We start from the raw sequence: 17,003 nt of genomic DNA on the forward strand, positions 1-17,003 counted from the left end.
GGCCGAACCGGGGACGGGGGCCCCGTCCCCGGTTTACCGGGTGGCCGGCTGCACCTCTCGGGACGCCCGAGGCGCTCAGTCGCTCAGCCCCAGGTGCGGGAACTGCGCGAAGAAGGGCTCGGCGGTGGCCGCGATGCCCCGTCCGAAGGGCGCGTCGAAGTCCCAGATCAGGAACAGCAGGAAGGCGATCAGCGCGCTGAACAGCCCCGCCAGCAGCAGTTCCCGGAACGAGCGCCGGATCTGGAGGGTGAAGATCAGGCCCACCGTCACGAGCGCCCCCACGATCAGGCCGAACCACACCACGCCGGGCATGGTGGCCTGGGCGCTCTGGCCGCGGGCGTTGCGGGCGTCGTCCACCGCCGCGACCTGGTCGACCAGCGGCTGGTACGCCTGCCCCTCGTGGTCGGTCTTCGGCTCGTAGTCCGTGACGTCCCGGCGGATGCGTTCCAGCAGTTGTCCGCTGCGGTCGGTGATCTCGCCGTGGTCGGCCATCTCCTTCCATTCGGTGTCCACCACGTACGTCACGTACGCGTCGACGTCCGAGCGGATGGTCTTGCGGACATCGGCGGGATAGACCTCGGAGCGGACGCTGATCTCGTGCAGGGCCTGGGACTCCTGGCGCACGTACTCCTGGGCGGCCCCGCGGCCCTCCCAGACGCCGGCGATCGCCAGGCCGAGGACGATCGCGTAGATCACCCCGATCATCATCGTCATGTACTCGATGACGTCCGGGGTCTCGTTGGGATCGTCGTCCTCGCTGATCCGGCGGTGGTTGAAGAAGGCGATGGTCAGCACCACGGCGCAGGCCGCGGCCATCGCCAGGGACAGGACGAGCCATTCCGACACGATGACTCCAAACAAGGGATGGGGGTGGGCCTAGCGGGGGCGCAGCGCGACGATCGCGAGCACCGCGGGGGCCGCGGTCATGAGCGTGAAGGTGACCGGCGAGATGTGGTGTGCGGGCGGTTTGCGGGACGGCGTGTGGTACGCGGGACGGGCCACCGGCTTGGGGGCGGGCGGGGGCGTCACCCTCGGCGGGGGAGTGGGCTCCGGCTCCGGGGCCGGTTCGGGCGGGGGCGGCGCGGGGTGCGCGGCGGCCACGGGTGGGGGTGGCGGCGCGGGCTTCGGCGGCGCGGGCGGCGGCGGGGTGGGTTTCGGTGGTGGCGGCGTGGGTTTCGGGGAGGGGGGAGGCGGTGGGGGAGTCGGCGTGGGGGTGGGCGTCGGGGTCGGTGGCGGGGTCGGCTTCGGGGGGCAGGGCGGCGGAGGGGGTGGCGGGCAGTGGTGGTGGTGGCCCCAGCCGTGGCCGTCGTGCCCGTCTCCGTGTCCGCTTCCGTGGCCGTCTGCCGGACCGTTTCCGTGGCCGTCTGCGCGGCCGTCTCCGTGATGTCCGCCACCCCGGCCGGCCACCGCCCAGCCGCTGTGGGCGGCCGCGGACACCCCGGCGGGTCCCGCGCCGTCCCACGGGTCGATCGACGTGTGGGCGCGGCTATCGGCCACGGCCGGTGTGGCGGACATCGCCGCCCACACCAGGACCGGTACCGCCAGCAGGCGCCGGGCACATGCTCTGTTCACCCCGGGAGCATGGGCCCGCGCGCGCCTGCGCACGCGGGCGTCGGCCCGGGTTCGCCTGAACGGGCGGAGTTCGGACCGTAGTGGTTTGAGCCAGCTTTTGAGCGTCTTCCATGACAGTCCGGTCAATTCTCAAAAGGTATTTGTCGGTTTCTGTCATGTAGGGCGCTGTGACCCCCGCCCGGGTTAGGTGTGTGACCAAGAACGGATCGCCAATTTCCGCTTTTACTCGCTCCGTTGGCCAATGATCAGTACATTCGGCTCGGACAGGAGTCCGGTTCCCGACCGACCGCGGACCGGACCACGGCACGACTACGGCTTGGAGACCCCGATGGAGCGCCCCGCCTGGGCCCCGCCAGGCATCGACATATCGGTGCCGAGCGTGTCCCGCATCTACGATTACTACCTGGGCGGCTCGCACAACTTCGAGGTCGACCGTCAGGCGGCCCGCCGCGCCATGGAATTCCTGCCGGGGCTTCCCAAGATCATGCAGGCCAACCGGGCGTTCATGCGCCGCGCCGTGCGCCACGCCGTCGCCGAGGGCGTCACCCAGTTCCTCGACATCGGCTCCGGCATCCCGACCTTCGGCAACGTCCACGAGGTCGCCCGCCAGGCCACCTCCGAGGCCCGTGTCGTCTACGTCGACCACGATCCGGTCGCCGTCGCGCACAGCCAGGCCGTCCTGGCCGGTGACGACCGCACCGGCGTCGTCTCCGCCGACCTGCGCAAGCCGCAGGACATCCTGGGCGCCCCGGAAGTCGCCCGGCTGCTGGACCCCAGCCGTCCCGTCGCCCTGCTGCTCGTCGCCGTCCTGCACTTCCTGGAGGACTCCGACGACCCGTACGCCGCCGTCGCCGAGCTGCGTGACGCGCTCGCCCCGGGCAGCATGCTGATCCTCACGCACGCCTCCTACGAGGGCATCCCGCTCTCCGAAGACGTCGCGGTCGGGGCCGTCGGCGTCTACCGGGACATCCGCAACCCCCTCGTCATGCGCACGCGCGAGGAGATCACCCGCTTCTTCGACGGGTTCGAACTGCTGGAACCGGGTCTGGTGTCGATGCCGGACTGGCGCCCGGACCGCACCGAAACCCCTGCGGACGGTGACACGCCGGAGGACCCGTTCGCCTTCTCGGGCTTCGCCGGTGTGGGACGCAAGGCGTGAGACTCCCGGCCCCGACCCCACCGCCCGTCAGCCCGAGCCCGGCCCGTCCACCGGAGGCCGGGACCGTGACGCCGAAGGACACCTCGGCCCGCGACACGCCGCCCGGCCCGCATGCGGGCCGGGCGGCCGTGCGGGAGCAGCACAGCGGGCTGGAGGACCGGATCGCGCGTTTCGCGACCATCTGGGGCCGGGCCATCTTCCCCGTCACGGCGACCTCGCTGACCCGCCCCGAGTTCGAACGGCACCTGGTCCCGCTGACCCGCACGCTCACCGAGGCCCTGCACGCCCGGCCCTTCGACGCCTCGCCCGCCCAGCGGGTGGGCGCCGAACTCGTCGCCGTGCACTGCACCGACCCCGAGGCCCTCGCCGGAACCCTGGGGGTCGTCGAGTCGTACCTGGTGCTGTACTGCGGCCCCGACGGCGCCGGGGCGGAGAGCACCGAGGAGTACCGGTCCCGCTGCGCCCGGCTCCAGCACGGCATCGCGGCCGGCTTCGCCCGGGCCCTGCGCGAGCGCACGCTCAAGGAGCAGGAGGCCATCGCCCGCTCCGCGCTGACCGCCCGCGCCGACGCCCAGCAGGCACTGCACGCCAGCGAGGAACGCTTCCGGGCCGTCTTCGAAGGGGCGGCCATCGGGATCGGCATCGCCGACCTCGAAGGCAACGTCCTGGAGGTCAACGACACGCTGCTCCAGATGTTCGGCGGCCTCGAAGGACACGTCCGCAGCCGCAACGTCAGCGAGTGGGGCCACCCCGACGACACCCCGCACGTCTGGCGGATGTACGGGGAACTCGTCCGCGGGGAACGCGAGCACTACCGGGTGGAGAAGCCCTACTACCGCAACGACGGGACCGTCCTGTGGACCAACCTGACGGTGTCGCTGCTGCGGGACGCGGAAGGCCGCCCGCAGTACCAGCTGGCCCTGATGGAGGACACCACCGAACGCCGGCTGCTGAACCTGCGGCTGCGCTACGAGGCCACCCACGACGCCCTGACGGGCCTGCCCAACCGGACGCTGTTCTTCGAGCGGCTGGAGAAGGCCCTGAGCGGGGCCGGCGGGCCCCGCTTCGGCCTGTGCTACCTGGACCTCGACGGGTTCAAGGCGGTCAATGACAGCCTGGGGCACTCGGCGGGCGACCGGCTGCTGGTGGAGGTCGCCGACCGGCTCCAGAGCTGCGCCACGGGACCGGGCGAGGTCGTCGCACGGCTCGGCGGCGACGAGTTCGTGGCGCTGACCACCGGCCACGACACCGAGGAGAACGTCACCGAACTGGCGGTCCGGGTCCTGTCCGCACTGTCCACCCCGATCCGGCTGGAGGGGCGGGAGCTGACGGTCCGGGGCAGCATCGGCATCGTCGAGGGCCCGGCGGGCGAACGGACCCCGGCGGAGGTGCTGCGCAGCGCCGACATCACGATGTACCGGGCCAAGGCGGCGGGCGGCAACCGCTTCGAGTTCGCCGACGAGGAGGCCGACGCCCGCGCCATCACCCGGCACGGCCTGACCAACGCGCTGCCCGCGGCCCTGGAGCGCGGCGAGTTCTTCATCGAGTACCAGCCGCTGGTGCACATGCACGACGGCAGCGTGCACGGGGCGGAGGCGCTGGTGCGCTGGTCGCACCCGCAGTACGGGGTGCTGGGACCCGACCGTTTCATCCCGCTCGCCGAGCGCACGGGGCTGATCGTGCCCCTCGGCCGGTGGGTCCTCGAAGAGTCCGTGCGCCAGGCCTGCAACTGGCAGCGCCAGCACGCGGGCTCCTCCCTGCGCATCAACGTCAACCTGTCGCCGACGCAGCTGCACCATCCCGGCCTGGTCGCCGACACCGTCCGCGTCCTGGAGGCCTCCGGCCTCGCCCCAGGCACGCTGTGCCTGGAGGTCACCGAGTCGGCGCTGATCGGCGCCGACGACGAACTGCTCGAACCGCTGCGCCGGCTCGCCGCCCTCGGCGTGGACATCGCCCTGGACGACTTCGGCACGGGCTATTCCAACCTGGCCAACCTGCGCCGCCTGCCGGTCAGCGTGCTCAAGCTGGACCGCTCGTTCACGCAGGGGATGCAGCAGCAGCCGGCCAATCCTGTCGACCTCAAGATCGTGGAAGGCATCGTCGCACTGGCCCACAGCCTCGAACTCGCCGTCACCGTCGAGGGCGTGGAGACCGGCGTCCAGGCGGCCCAGCTCCGCGACCTCGGCTGCGACACGGCCCAGGGATGGTACTACGCGCGCCCCGGCTCTCCGGACCGGATCTACGCGCTGTCCCTCTCGGACGCCGTGCCCACGCACTCCTGACGCGTACTCGGGTCCCGAGCCGGGTCGGGACCGGGGGCCCGGAGCCTCAGCCGCGTCACAGCGGTCCGAGGGAGCGGGGCCGAGGTGCGGGGTCAGTCCCGTCCCACCTCCGTCCCCCGGCCGGGCGTGCGGACGGCGTCCACGACCCGGTCCCACCGCCGCTCCGTGTCGGCCACGACCTCCGCGGCCGCCGGCAGCCGCTCCGCCTCGTACGTCTCCAGCAGGTCCGGCCGGCCCGGCTCGGCGAGCGCGGCGGCCAGCGTCCGGGCGAGGGCGGCCGCATCCTGGATGCCGGTGTTCATGCCCAGTCCGCCGGCTATGGGGTGGACGTGCGCCGCATCCCCGGCGAGGAAGGCCCGCCCTTCCCGCATGCGGGCAGCCACCCGTACGTTGACCCGCCAGCTGGACAGCCAGGTGGCGTCGGCAAGCCGGATCCCGGGCACCCGGGCGCACCGGTCGAAGATCCGCTGGAAGCCCTCCAACGAGGGTGGCAGGTAGCCGCCCGCGCCGTCCGGCTCGGGTGCGGCCTGGAGCTGGAAGCTGTCCGTTCCCGGCATGGGGCAGAGCAGTATCCCGCCGCCCTCCGAGGTGAACCACTGGTGCCAGAAGTCCCGGCTGAGCCCGGGCGCCCGTACGTCCCCGAGAACCATCGCCGGCTCTTCGCGGGTACTTCCCTCGAAGGGGATGCCGAGCAGGCGCCGGGTGGTGCTGCGCCCGCCGTCGCATCCCGCGAGGTACCGGGCCGCGATCACGCCGCCGTCCGCCAGCTCCGCCCGTACGCCGTCGGCGTCCTGGGTGACCGCGGCGAGGGCGGAGCCGTATTCGACGTGCACGCCCAGCCCGGCCAGGCGGTCGCGCAGGACCTGCTCGATCTGCCACTGCCCGATCAGCACGCCGTCACCGACCGGGGTGTCGGTGACGTGCTCGCCGTCGAAGTACTTGCGCAGGACCACGCCCCGGCTGCCCGCGGCCGTCACGGCACCGGCCACGCCGAGGGCCTCGAAGACCTCCAGGCTGCTCTGCTGCAGTCCCTTGCCGCGCGATTCGCGGTGCGGCGCTGCGCGTTGGTCGATGACCCGGACCGCGACACCGCGCAGGGCGAGGTCGCAGGCCAGGGTCAGTCCGGTGGGGCCGGAGCCCGCGATCAGTACGTCGGTCATGGGAGTTCCTCTCCTCGTCGTTGGTCCAAGGAAAGCCGCCGACGAGCGAAAAAGCAACCGGGTAATGAAATTAACCGAGTCACATCTCCGTGGTACGCTCGGGGGCATGGAAGACACGACGGGCGCGACCGGCGCACCAGGCCTGCGCGAGAGCAAGAAGCTGCGCACGCGGCAGCAACTGGCGGCCACGGCGATAGAGCTGTTCATGGAGCGGGGGTTCGACGCCGTTTCGGTGGCCGACGTCGCCGCCGCGGCGGAGGTCTCCAAACCCACCCTGTTCCGCTACTTCCCGACCAAGGAAGACCTGGTGCTCGACCGGTTCGCCGACCACCAGGACGAAGCCGCCCGCGTCGTCCGCGACCGCGAGGCGGGGCAGAGCCCGGTCGGGGCCGTGCGGGCGCACTTCCTGGCGGCGCTCGCCGCGCGCGATCCGATCACCGGCCTCTGCGACCACCCGAACGTGCTCGCGTTCCAGAACCTGCTCTACACCACCGCCAGCCTGGAGTCCCGGCTGAAGCACTACACCGCCCGCGAGGTGGAGCTGCTCGCCGCGGTGCTGGAGGCGGAGCAGGTCGCCCCGCTCGTCGCGCGGCTGGCGGCGCAGCACCTGGTGACCGTCCGACAGGAACTGGGCCGCGAGAACTGGCGCCGCCTCGCCGCCGGGCAGAGCGCCGACGCGGCCTATCCCACCGCCGTCGCCGACGCCGGACAGGCCTTCGCGATGCTGGCCGACGGCCTCGACCGGGCCCTGCCCCCACGCCGGTCCTGACCCGCGCCGCGCCGGGAGCCGGCCCGTGGCCGGTGCGTGCGGGCGTCAGGAGAGCAGCATCCGCTTGAGTTCGCGTGCCGCGCGCGGGGGAGCCACGTCCGTGCGGTGGGCCAGGGCGATCGTGCGGCGCAGCGGGGAGCCGGCGAGCGGGGTGGCGCGCAGGCCGGGGCCGCCGTGCTCGACGACCATCGCAGGGACCACCGCGATACCGAGCCCCGCACGGACGAAGCCGAGGACCGCGTCCATCTCGCCGCCCTCGACCGTGAACACCGGCTCGAAACCCGCTGCCCGGCAGGCCGCGACCGTCAGGTCCCGCAGATCGTAGCCGTGCCGGAACATCACCATCGGCTCCTCGCGCAGCGCCGCGACGGTCAGCGGCCGCCCCCCGCCCGGCGCGGGCCGGTCCGTCGACGAGACCACCACCAGGTCCTCGGTCAGCAGCTCCACCGTCGTCAGCGCGGGCGCCGACGGGGGAAGCGGCAGCGCGATCAAGGCCAGGTCCAGTACCCCGCGCGCGAGTTCCCGTACGAGATCCAGCGAACCGCTCTCCTCGATCAGCAACTCGATCCCCGGGTGCGCCCTGTGGAAGGCGCGCAGCACGTCCGGCAGCAACCCCGTACACACGCTCGGCGTGGCTCCCAGTCGCACCCGCCCGCGCCGCAGCTGCGCCAGCTCCTGCACCTCCAGCCGCGCCGTGTCCGCGTCCGCCAGGATCCGCCGGGCCAGTGGAAGCAGCGCCTCTCCCGCATCCGTGAGGGCGATGTTGCCCCGCGCCCGGCTGAACAGCTCCGCCCCCAGCTCCCGCTCCAGGGCCCTGATCTGCTGCGAGAGCGACGGCTGGGCCACATGGACCCGCTCCGCCGCCCGGGTGAAGTGCCGGGTCTCGGCGACGGCCACGAAATACAGGAGCTGCTGGAACTGCATCACCCCAGGCTAGCGCCCTACATAGGCATTCCCTATCGAATGCAGCTCCATCATGTCTTGGACCTTTCAGGACGGGGGTCCCTACCGTCGTCCCATGGCTCTGGCACCGCGGACGGATCGACGGCCGTCCACCACGCGAACGCTCTGGGACTCCACCGTCGGCAAGAAGTCCGTGATGGCCGTCTCCGGCCTGATCATGCTCGGCTACCTGGTCGTCCACATGCTCGGCAACCTGAAGATCTTCTTCGGGCCGGAGGAGTTCAACGGCTACGCGCACTGGCTGCGTACCCTCGGATCCCCCTTCCTGCACCACGAGTGGGCCCTGTGGATCGTCCGCGTCGTGCTCGTCGCCGCGGTCGTCGCCCACGGGACCTGCGCCTACCAGCTCAGCCGCCGCGACATCAACGCGCGCCCCGTCAAGTACGCCCACAAGCGGCGCCGCGCGAGCTACGCCACCCGCACCATGCGCTGGGGCGGCGTCATCCTCGCCCTGTTCATCGTCTGGCACCTCCTCGACCTCACCACGCTCACCGTCAACGCGCGCGCGTGGGCCGGCCACCCCTACCAGAACGTCCTCGCCACCTTCTCCACCTGGTACGGCAACACGATCTACCTCGTCGCCATGGCGGCGCTCGGCCTGCACGTGCGGCACGGCTTCTGGAGCGCCGCCCAGACCCTCGGGGCCGGCAACGCCCGGCGCGAGCGCTCCCTCAGGTTCCTGGCGAACGTTTTGGCCCTCGTCCTCTTCGCGGGCTTCGCGTCCGTGCCCGTCGCCGTCATGACCGGAGTGGTGAGCTGAGATGAGCAACACCGACAACAGCGACTACACCGCCTACACCACCGGCGAGCCCATCGCCGACACCAAGGCGCCCGCCGGCCCCATCGCCGACCGCTGGGACCGCCGCCGCTTCGAGGCCAAGCTGGTCAACCCCGCCAACCGCCGCAAGCACACCGTCATCGTCGTCGGCACCGGCCTGGCCGGCGGCGCGGCCGGCGCGACCCTCGCCGAACAGGGTTACCACGTCGTCCAGTTCTGCTACTCCGACTCCCCGCGCCGGGCCCACTCCATCGCCGCCCAGGGCGGCATCAACGCCGCGAAGAACTACCGCAACGACGGCGACTCCGTACACCGCCTGTTCTACGACACCGTCAAGGGCGGCGACTTCCGCGCCCGCGAGTCCAACGTCCACCGCCTCGCCCAGATCTCCGTCGAGATCATCGACCAGTGCGTCGCCCAGGGCGTCCCCTTCGCCCGCGAGTACGGCGGTCTCCTCGACACCCGCTCCTTCGGCGGCGTCCAGGTCTCGCGCACCTTCTACGCACGCGGCCAGACGGGCCAGCAGCTGCTCCTCGGCGCCTACCAGGCGCTGTCCCGGCAGATCGCCGCCGGCAACGTCGAGATGCACGCCCGCACCGAGATGCTCGACCTGATCACCGTCGACGGAGTGGCGCGCGGCATCGTCGCCCGCGACCTGATCACCGGGAAGATCAGCACGTACTACGCCGACGCCGTCGTGCTGGCCAGCGGCGGCTACGGCAACGTCTTCTACCTCTCCACCAACGCCATGAACTCCAACGCGACCGCCGTCTGGCGGGCGCACCGGCGCGGCGCCTACTTCGCGAACCCCTGCTTCACCCAGATCCACCCCACCTGCATCCCGCGCACCGGCGACCACCAGTCCAAGCTCACGCTGATGAGCGAATCCCTGCGCAACGACGGCCGCATCTGGGTCCCCAAGGCCAAGGGCGACAACCGCCCCGCAGCCGAGATCCCCGAAGCCGAGCGCGACTACTACCTGGAGCGGATCTACCCCTCCTTCGGCAACCTCGTGCCCCGCGACATCGCCTCCCGCGCCGCGAAGAACGTCTGCGACGAGGGCCGCGGCGTCGGCCCCGGCGGCCAGGGCGTGTACCTGGACTTCGCGGACGCCATCCGTCGCATGGGCAAGGACAAGGTCGCCGAGAAGTACGGCAACCTCTTCGACATGTACGAGCGGATCACCGCGGAGAACCCGTACGAAGTCCCCATGCGGATCTACCCGGCCGTCCACTACACGATGGGCGGGCTCTGGGTCGACTACGACCTCCAGACCACCGTCCCGGGCCTGTTCGCGATCGGTGAGGCCAACTTCTCCGACCACGGCGCGAACCGTCTGGGTGCCTCCGCGCTCATGCAGGGCCTGGCCGACGGCTACTTCGTCCTGCCCTCCACCATCAACGACTACCTGGCCCGCAACCCGCACCACGACACCGTGGACGACACCCACCCCGAGGCGGCGGCCGCCGTCCGCGAAACCCGCGACACCCTCGCGAAACTGCTCGCCGTCGACGGCGACCGCACCCCCGACTCCTTCCACCGCGAGATCGGCGAACTGATGTGGGAGTACTGCGGAATGGCGCGCACCGACGCCGGACTGCGCAAGGCCCTCGTCCGCATCCCGGAGATCCGCGACGAGTTCTGGAGGCGGATCAAGGTCCCCGGCAGCGGCGAGGAGTTCAACCAGTCGCTGGAGAAGGCCAACCGCATCGTCGACTACCTGGAGCTCGCCGAGCTGATGTGCCTCGACGCGCTCCACCGCGCCGAGTCCTGCGGCGGGCACTTCCGCGAGGAGTCCCAGACCCCGGACGGCGAAGCCGCCCGCCGCGACGAGGAGTTCGGCTACGCGGCGGCCTGGCAGTACCGGGGCACGGGCATCGCGCCCGTCCTGCACAAGGAAGACCTCGTCTTCGAGTACGTCCACCCCACCCAGCGGAGCTACGCATGAAGCTCACCCTGCGCGTCTGGCGCCAGCGCAACCCCGAATCCCCCGGCGCCATGGCCTCCTACGAGGTCGAAGGCATCTCGAAGGACATGTCCTTCCTGGAGATGCTCGACACCCTCAACGAGGACCTCATCCTGCGCGGTGAGGACCCCGTCGCCTTCGACCACGACTGCCGCGAAGGCATCTGCGGCGCCTGCAGCCTCGTCATCAACGGCGACGCCCACGGCCCCGAGCGGACCACCACCTGCCAGCTCCACATGCGGGCCTTCACCGACGGCGACACCATCGACATCGAACCGTGGCGGGCCTCGGCCTTCCCGGTGGTCAAGGACCTCGTCGTCGACCGGAGCGCCTTCGACCGGATCATCCAGGCCGGCGGATACATCACCGCCCCCACCGGTTCCGCGCCGGAGGCGCACGCCAACGCCGTGCCCAAGGCGGACGCCGACTACGCCTTCGAACACGCCGAGTGCATAGGCTGCGGCGCCTGCGTGGCGGCCTGCCCCAACGGCTCCGCGATGCTGTTCACCTCCGCCAAGGTCAACCACCTGAACGTGCTGCCGCAGGGTTCGCCCGAGCGGGAGACCCGCGTACTGGACATGGTGGCCCGGATGGACGACGAAGGCTTCGGCGGCTGCACCCTCACCGGCGAATGCGCCACCGCCTGCCCCAAGGGCATCCCGCTGCCGTCGATCGCCGCGATGAACAAGGAGTGGCTCCGGGCGGTCCGCAAGGCGTAACCCCCGGCCGCTGCGCGCGGCCGGGGGACCGCCCGGCCTCCGGAAGGGGGGCGCGATCCGCCGACCGGGGGCTCGTGGGGGCCGTGCGCCGCGCCGCGCCGGGGCCGGGTCCGGGCGTGGGGGAGAGTGGCCCCATGGCACATGCCCCCGCCGGGTCCGGACCGCGCCGCCGAGCCGTGCTGGCCGCCGCCCTCGCACCGCTCGCGGTGGCCGGCTGCACCACGCGGTCCGCGCACCCGGCCCCAGGCCCCGAGGCCCTTCCCGAGGACGCCCTCGTCATGATCATCCGGCATGGCGAGCAGCCGCCTCCGGGAGACACCGGCGAGGACGAGGACGGCACCGAACACCCCGGCTCCCTGGCCGGCCGGGGCGAGCGCCGCGCCGAGGAACTGCGGCGGCTGTTCCCCCCGGCGGCCCGGGCCCCGCTGCCCCGCCCGGCGGCGCTCTTCGCGACCGGCGGCCCGTCCGCGCCCGCCCGCTGCAAGCAGACCGTCGAGCCGCTGGCCACCGCCCTGCACCTGCCCGTACGCACCGAGTTCGCCGTCGGTGCGGAACCGGCCCTCGCGCAGGCGGTGCTGGCCGCGCGGATGCCCGTACTCGTCTGCTGGGAGCACCCCGGCATCCCCCGCCTCGTCCGCGCCCTCGGCGTGCACCAGGTGCTGGGGGTCCCCGCGGCCTGGCCCGACCGCCACGACCTCGTCTGGATGTTCACCCGCCACCGGGGCCGGTGGAGCTTTCGCGAACTCCCGCAACACCTGCTGCCCGGCGACGCCTAGACCGTTTCTTCCGGCGCGCAAGGCGGGCGTCCTGTTGCGCGGCAGTGCTCGATCCAGCCGTGTTCCGAGCATGTATTGACATGTTCTCGACACTGGGCTGCACTTGTGCACCGTCCCGCTCTGCGGCCACAGCCGGCTGGAGGCAGCCATGCGTCTGCTCAGGTTCCTGATCGCCGCCGTCTGCGCCGTGTGCGCACTGGCCCTGCCCGGCGTCAGCGCCGGCGCCGCCCCGGCGGCCGCCGGGGCGGCGCCGCAGACCGTGCCCGCCCTTCGGCAATGGACGGCCGGCACCGGCACGTACACCTTCACCGGGACCACGCGCATCGCCCTCGACCCCGCCCACGCCGCCCAGCTCTCCGACGAAGCGGCCACCTTCGCGGAAGACCTGCGCGCACTGACCGGACGCAGCGTCCCCGTCGTCACCGGGAGCGCCGCGCCAGGGGACATCGGGCTCGCCCTCGGCGAGCCCTCCCTGCCCGCCGAGGGCTACCGGATGACCGTCGCCGCGTCCCTCACCCTCCAGGCGGGCACCACCGCCGGCGTCTTCAACGGCACCCGCAGCGTCCTGCAACTCCTGCACCAGTCCACGACCGTACCCGCCGGAACGGCGGTCGACTGGCCCACCAAGGCGGAGCGCGGCCTCATGGTCGACCAGGGGCGGAAGTTCTTCACCGTCGACTGGCTCAAGCAGCACATCAAGGAACTGGCCTACCTCAAGCTCAACACCTTCCACTTCCACCTCTCCGACACCTTCGGCTTCCGCCTCGAAAGCTCCACGCACCCGGAGATCGTCTCCACCGACCACTACACCAAGCAGGACATCGCCGACCTCGTCGCCCTCGGCCGCAAATACCACGTCACCATCGTCCCGGAGGTAGACACCCCCGGACACATGAACGCATTGCTGGCCGCGCACCCCGAACTGCGGCTCAAGAGCAGCTCCGGCGCCCTCAGCCCCGACTTCATCGACCTCTCGCTCCCCGCCTCCTACACGCTGATCAAGGACCTGATCACCGAGTACCTGCCCCTGTTCCCGGGACCGTACTGGCACATCGGCGCCGACGAGTACGTCACCGACTACGCCAAGTACCCGCAGCTCCTCGGCTACGCCCGCGCCCACTACGGCGCGAACGCCACCGCCAAGGACACCTTCTACGGGTTCGTCAACTGGGCCGACGCCCTCGTCCGGGCCGGCGGCAAGACCACCCGCATGTGGAACGACGGAATCAAGTCCGGCGACGGAACGCTCACCCCGAACCCCGCCATCGTCGTCGAGTACTGGTACAGCTACGGCCTCACCCCGCAGCAGCTGGCCGCCGCCGGGCACACCGTCGCCAACGACTCCTGGACGCCCACCTATTACGTACTCGGCGGCGCCAAACCGGACACCAAGTGGATGTACGAAACCTGGACCGCGGACCGCTTCGAGGGCGGCGCCACCCTCTTGGACCCGGCGAGGAACCCGGGCTCGCTCCTCCACGTCTGGTGCGACAACCCCACCGCCGAGAGCGAGGACCAGATCGCCGCGGGCATCATGTACCCGCTGCGCGCACTGGCCCAGCAGACCTGGGGCTCACCCAAGCCGGTCGCGACGTACGCCGCCTTCACCCCGATCGTCGCCGCCGTGGGCCACCACCCCGCCTGGCCCGGCGCCGCCCAGCCGGGCAACCTGGCCCTGGGCCGCCCGACCACCGCCTCCAGCACCGAGACGGCGAACTTCCCCGCGACCTCCGCCACCGACGGCGACCTGGCCACCCGCTGGTCCAGCGCCTACGCCGACCCGCAATGGCTCCAGGTCGACCTCGGCTCCGCTCGCCGCGTGAACCGCGTGGTGCTGCGCTGGGAGACGGCGTACGGGAAGTCCTTCCAGATCCAGCTCTCCGACGACGCCACCACCTGGCGCACCGTCTACACCACCAGCACCGGCGCGGGCGCGGTCCAGGACCTGACCGGCCTGACCGGCACCGGCCGCTACATCCGCGTCCACGGAACCCAGCGCGGCACGGCGTACGGCTACTCCCTCTACGAGTTCGAGGTGTACGGAGACCCCCTGGGCGGCGCCCGCACCCTCACCGCGGCCGGCAAGGCCCTCGACGACCCGGGCAGCTCCACCGCCTCCGGCACCCAGCTGATCACCTGGGCACCGCACGGCGGCGCCAACCAGCAGTGGCGGCTGGACCCGGCCGGCGACGGCAGCTACACCCTCGTCAACGGCGCCTCCACCCTCTGCGCGGACGTCCCGGGCAGCGGGGCGGGAGCGGCCGTGGTCCAGGCGACCTGCACCGGCGGCGACAGCCAGCGCTGGCAGCTCACCGCCCTCGGCGCCGGCGGTTACTCGGTGGCCAACAAGAAGAGCGCGCTCCTGCTGACCACCGCCTCGGGCACGGACGGAGCCCCCGTCACCCAGCAGCCGGTCCAGTCCTCGCCCTACCAGCAGTGGCAGATCACCTGAGCCCCCCGCTACGCCGTCCGCAGCGCCCGGGCGAGGTAGCGGGCCGTGGCGCTGCCCGGCGCCCGGGCCACCGACGCCGGGGTTCCGGCCGCCACCACACGGCCGCCGTCCGCCCCGCCGCCCGGTCCCAGGTCGATGACCCAGTCGGCGCCCGCGACGACCTCCATGTCGTGCTCCACGACCACCACCGAGTGTCCGGCGTCCACCAGACCGTGCAACTGCCGCAGCAGCACCCGCACATCGGCCGGGTGCAGCCCCGTCGTCGGCTCGTCCAGCAGGTACAGCGTGTGGCCGCGGCGCAGCCTCTGCAGCTCCGTCGCCAGCTTGATCCGCTGTGCCTCGCCGCCCGACAACTCCGTAGCGGGCTGCCCCAGCCGCAGGTAGCCCAGTCCGACGTCCTCCAGCGCCCGCAGGCTGCGCGCCGCCGCCGGGACCCCCGCGAAGAACTCCGACGCCGACTCCACCGTCAGGGCCAGCACCTCCGCGATGTTCAGCCCCTCGTACCGCACCTCCAGCGTCCCGGAGTTGTACCGCGCGCCGCCGCACTCGGGGCAGGGGGCGTACGTACTGGGCAGGAACAGCAGCTCCACCGACACGAAGCCCTCGCCCTGGCAGGTCTCGCAGCGGCCGCCCGGCACGTTGAAGGAGAACCGCCCCGCCTTCCACCCCCGCTCGCGCGCCTGCGGCGACGCGGTGAACAGCCTGCGCACCACTTCGAACAGCCCCGTGTACGTCGCCAGGTTGGAGCGGGGGGTACGGCCGATCGGCTTCTGGTCCACCTCCACCAGCCGCCGTACCGGGAACGCCCCGTCCGCGAGCCGCTCCCCGACCTCCCCGGCCAGCGCCTGCCCGACCAGCGTGGACTTCCCGGACCCGGACACACCGGTGACGGCCGTGAACACGCCCAGCGGGAACTCGGCGTCCACGCCCCGCAGGTTGTGCCGCTCGATCCCGCTGAGCCGGACCGCACCCGTCGGGGTGCGCGCCGCCCGGGCCGGGGACGCCCCACCCGTCCCGAACAGGTGCCGGGCCGTCGCCGACCGCTCCACCGCGGCCAGCGCCTCCGGCGGCCCGCTGTGCAGCACCCGCCCGCCGTGTTCCCCGGCCAGCGGCCCGACGTCCACCAGCCAGTCCGCGTGCCGCACCACCTCCAGGTCGTGCTCCACCACGAACACCGTGTTCCCGGCCGCCTTGAGCCGGTCCAGCACGCCGAGCAGCGCCTCCGTGTCGGCCGGGTGCAGGCCCGCCGACGGCTCGTCCAGCACGTACACCACCCCGAACAGCCCCGACCGCAGCTGCGTCGCCAGCCGCAGCCGCTGCAACTCGCCCGCCGACAGCGACGGCGCGCTCCGGTCCAGGCTCAGGTAGCCGAGACCGAGCTCGGTGACCGCGCCGATCCGCGCACGCAGGTCCTCGACGAGTACCCGCGCCGCCTCCCCGGCCGCGGGCGTCGAGGCGAGTACCTCGTCCAGCGCGGTCAGCGCCAGCGCCGCCAGCTCCGCGATCGTCCGCCCCGCGTAGGTCACGGCCAGGGCCTCGGGACGGAGCCTGCGGCCCCCGCAGCGCGGGCACGGAGAGTCGGCGAGGAACTTCTCGGCGCGGGCGCGCAGCGTGGCGCTCTTGCTGTCGGCGAAGGTCCGCATCACATAGCGGTGGGCGCTCATGTATGTGCCCTGGTAGGGCCGTTGGATGCGGTCGGCGTCCCGTACCGGGTGCACGGTGACCACCGGCTGCTCCTCGGTGAACAGGATCCATTCGCGGTCCTCGGCGGGCAGCTCCCGCCAGGGCGCGTCCACGTCGTGGCCGAGCGCTTCCAGGATGTCCCGCAGGTTCTTGCCCTGCCACGCGCCGGGCCAGGCGGCGATCGCGCCCTGCCGGATCGACAGCTCGGGGTCCGGTACGAGGAGTTCCTCGCTGGTGCGGTGGATGCGGCCGATGCCGTGGCAGGACGGGCAGGCCCCGGCGGCGGTGTTGGGGGAGAAGGAGTCGGAGTCCAGCCGCTCCGCGCCCGGCGGATAGGTGCCCGCCCGCGAATACAGCATCCGCAGCGAGTTGGACAGCATCGTCACCGTTCCGACCGAGGAGCGGGAACCGGGGGAGGAGCGCCGCTGCTCCAGCGAGACCGCGGGCGGCAGTCCGGTGACGGAGTCCACCTTCGGGGCGCCGATCTGGTGGATGAGCCGCCGGGCGTAGGGGGCCACGGACTCGAAGTAACGGCGCTGCGCCTCGGCGTAGAGGGTGCCGAAGGCGAGGGAACTCTTCCCGGAGCCGGAGACGCCGGTGAAGACGGTGAGGGCGTCGCGCGGAATGTCCACATCGACGCCGCGCAGATTGTGCTCCCGGGCGCCCCGCACCCGCACGTAAGGGTCGCGGGCGTCGGTCTCCGGAGCGCTGTGGGGGTGCATTC

At 72.2% G+C, this 17,003-nt stretch carries 13 protein-coding genes; 8 read left to right on the plus strand and 5 right to left on the minus strand.

The genetic code is table 11. The features are described 5' to 3' along the window. Positions 1–75: 75 nt before the first annotated feature. On the minus strand, positions 76–846 hold the full coding sequence (locus OHA81_RS27005; protein ID WP_329200068.1) for a bestrophin-like domain: 771 nt from the start codon (positions 844–846) through the stop codon (positions 76–78). 30 nt (positions 847–876) lie between these two features. Next, the gene (locus OHA81_RS27010; RefSeq protein ID WP_329200070.1) at positions 877–1,101 is read right to left on the minus strand and encodes a hypothetical protein; all 225 of its coding nucleotides are present in this window, start codon (positions 1,099–1,101) and stop codon (positions 877–879) included. A 799-nt stretch (positions 1,102–1,900) separates the two neighbouring features. Here OHA81_RS27010 and OHA81_RS27015 point away from each other — a divergent pair. Together OHA81_RS27015 and OHA81_RS27020 are read left to right on the plus strand one after the other, a co-directional pair. Continuing rightward, positions 1,901–2,731: an SAM-dependent methyltransferase gene (locus tag OHA81_RS27015; protein WP_329200072.1), complete on the plus strand. Its 831-nt coding sequence runs from the start codon at positions 1,901–1,903 to the stop codon at positions 2,729–2,731. A gap of 128 nt (positions 2,732–2,859) precedes the next feature. Then, positions 2,860–5,013, plus strand: a complete 2,154-nt coding sequence (locus tag OHA81_RS27020) for a putative bifunctional diguanylate cyclase/phosphodiesterase (protein ID WP_329202567.1) — start codon at positions 2,860–2,862, stop codon at positions 5,011–5,013. 92 nt (positions 5,014–5,105) lie between these two features. Here OHA81_RS27020 and OHA81_RS27025 read toward each other — a convergent pair whose 3' ends face one another. Further along, positions 5,106–6,173 (minus strand): FAD-dependent monooxygenase, encoded by a 1,068-nt coding sequence (locus tag OHA81_RS27025; protein ID WP_329200074.1) that lies wholly within the window; start codon positions 6,171–6,173, stop codon positions 5,106–5,108. A gap of 106 nt (positions 6,174–6,279) precedes the next feature. Between OHA81_RS27025 and OHA81_RS27030 the strand changes: the two genes are divergently transcribed. Beyond that, positions 6,280–6,942 (plus strand): TetR/AcrR family transcriptional regulator, encoded by a 663-nt coding sequence (locus tag OHA81_RS27030; protein ID WP_329200076.1) that lies wholly within the window; start codon positions 6,280–6,282, stop codon positions 6,940–6,942. Between the two features lie 45 nt (positions 6,943–6,987). Here OHA81_RS27030 and OHA81_RS27035 read toward each other — a convergent pair whose 3' ends face one another. Further along, a complete protein-coding gene (locus OHA81_RS27035; RefSeq protein WP_329200078.1) occupies positions 6,988–7,866 on the minus strand; it encodes a LysR family transcriptional regulator in 879 nt (292 codons plus the stop codon). A 94-nt stretch (positions 7,867–7,960) separates the two neighbouring features. On the opposite strand from OHA81_RS27035, the gene OHA81_RS27040 reads away from it, so the two are divergent. The 5 genes from OHA81_RS27040 to OHA81_RS27060 all read left to right on the plus strand — a co-directional run bounded on the left by OHA81_RS27040 (position 7,961) and on the right by OHA81_RS27060 (position 14,596). After that, complete coding sequence (locus OHA81_RS27040) at positions 7,961–8,665, plus strand: succinate dehydrogenase cytochrome b subunit (protein ID WP_329200080.1); 705 nt, start codon at positions 7,961–7,963, stop codon at positions 8,663–8,665. A 1-nt stretch (position 8,666) separates the two neighbouring features. After that, complete coding sequence (locus OHA81_RS27045) at positions 8,667–10,631, plus strand: fumarate reductase/succinate dehydrogenase flavoprotein subunit (RefSeq protein ID WP_329200082.1); 1,965 nt, start codon at positions 8,667–8,669, stop codon at positions 10,629–10,631. After that, on the plus strand, positions 10,628–11,368 hold the full coding sequence (locus OHA81_RS27050; protein ID WP_329200084.1) for a succinate dehydrogenase/fumarate reductase iron-sulfur subunit: 741 nt from the start codon (positions 10,628–10,630) through the stop codon (positions 11,366–11,368). Before OHA81_RS27045 ends, OHA81_RS27050 begins: the two co-directional genes overlap by 4 nt. Positions 11,369–11,502: 134 nt before the next feature. Beyond that, on the plus strand, positions 11,503–12,144 hold the full coding sequence (locus tag OHA81_RS27055; protein WP_329200086.1) for a hypothetical protein: 642 nt from the start codon (positions 11,503–11,505) through the stop codon (positions 12,142–12,144). Positions 12,145–12,292: 148 nt separating this feature from the next. After that, positions 12,293–14,596 carry a family 20 glycosylhydrolase gene (locus OHA81_RS27060; protein WP_329200088.1) on the plus strand — a complete coding sequence of 768 codons (2,304 nt, stop codon included), beginning with the start codon at positions 12,293–12,295 and terminating at the stop codon, positions 14,594–14,596. Positions 14,597–14,604: 8 nt separating this feature from the next. Here OHA81_RS27060 and OHA81_RS27065 read toward each other — a convergent pair whose 3' ends face one another. Then, positions 14,605–17,001 carry an excinuclease ABC subunit UvrA gene (locus tag OHA81_RS27065; RefSeq protein WP_329200090.1) on the minus strand — a complete coding sequence of 799 codons (2,397 nt, stop codon included), beginning with the start codon at positions 16,999–17,001 and terminating at the stop codon, positions 14,605–14,607. Positions 17,002–17,003: the final 2 nt, after the last annotated feature.

The sequence above is a fragment of the Streptomyces sp. NBC_00667 genome (assembly GCF_036226825.1).
In the GTDB taxonomy this organism is placed as follows: Bacteria; Actinomycetota; Actinomycetes; order Streptomycetales; family Streptomycetaceae; genus Streptomyces.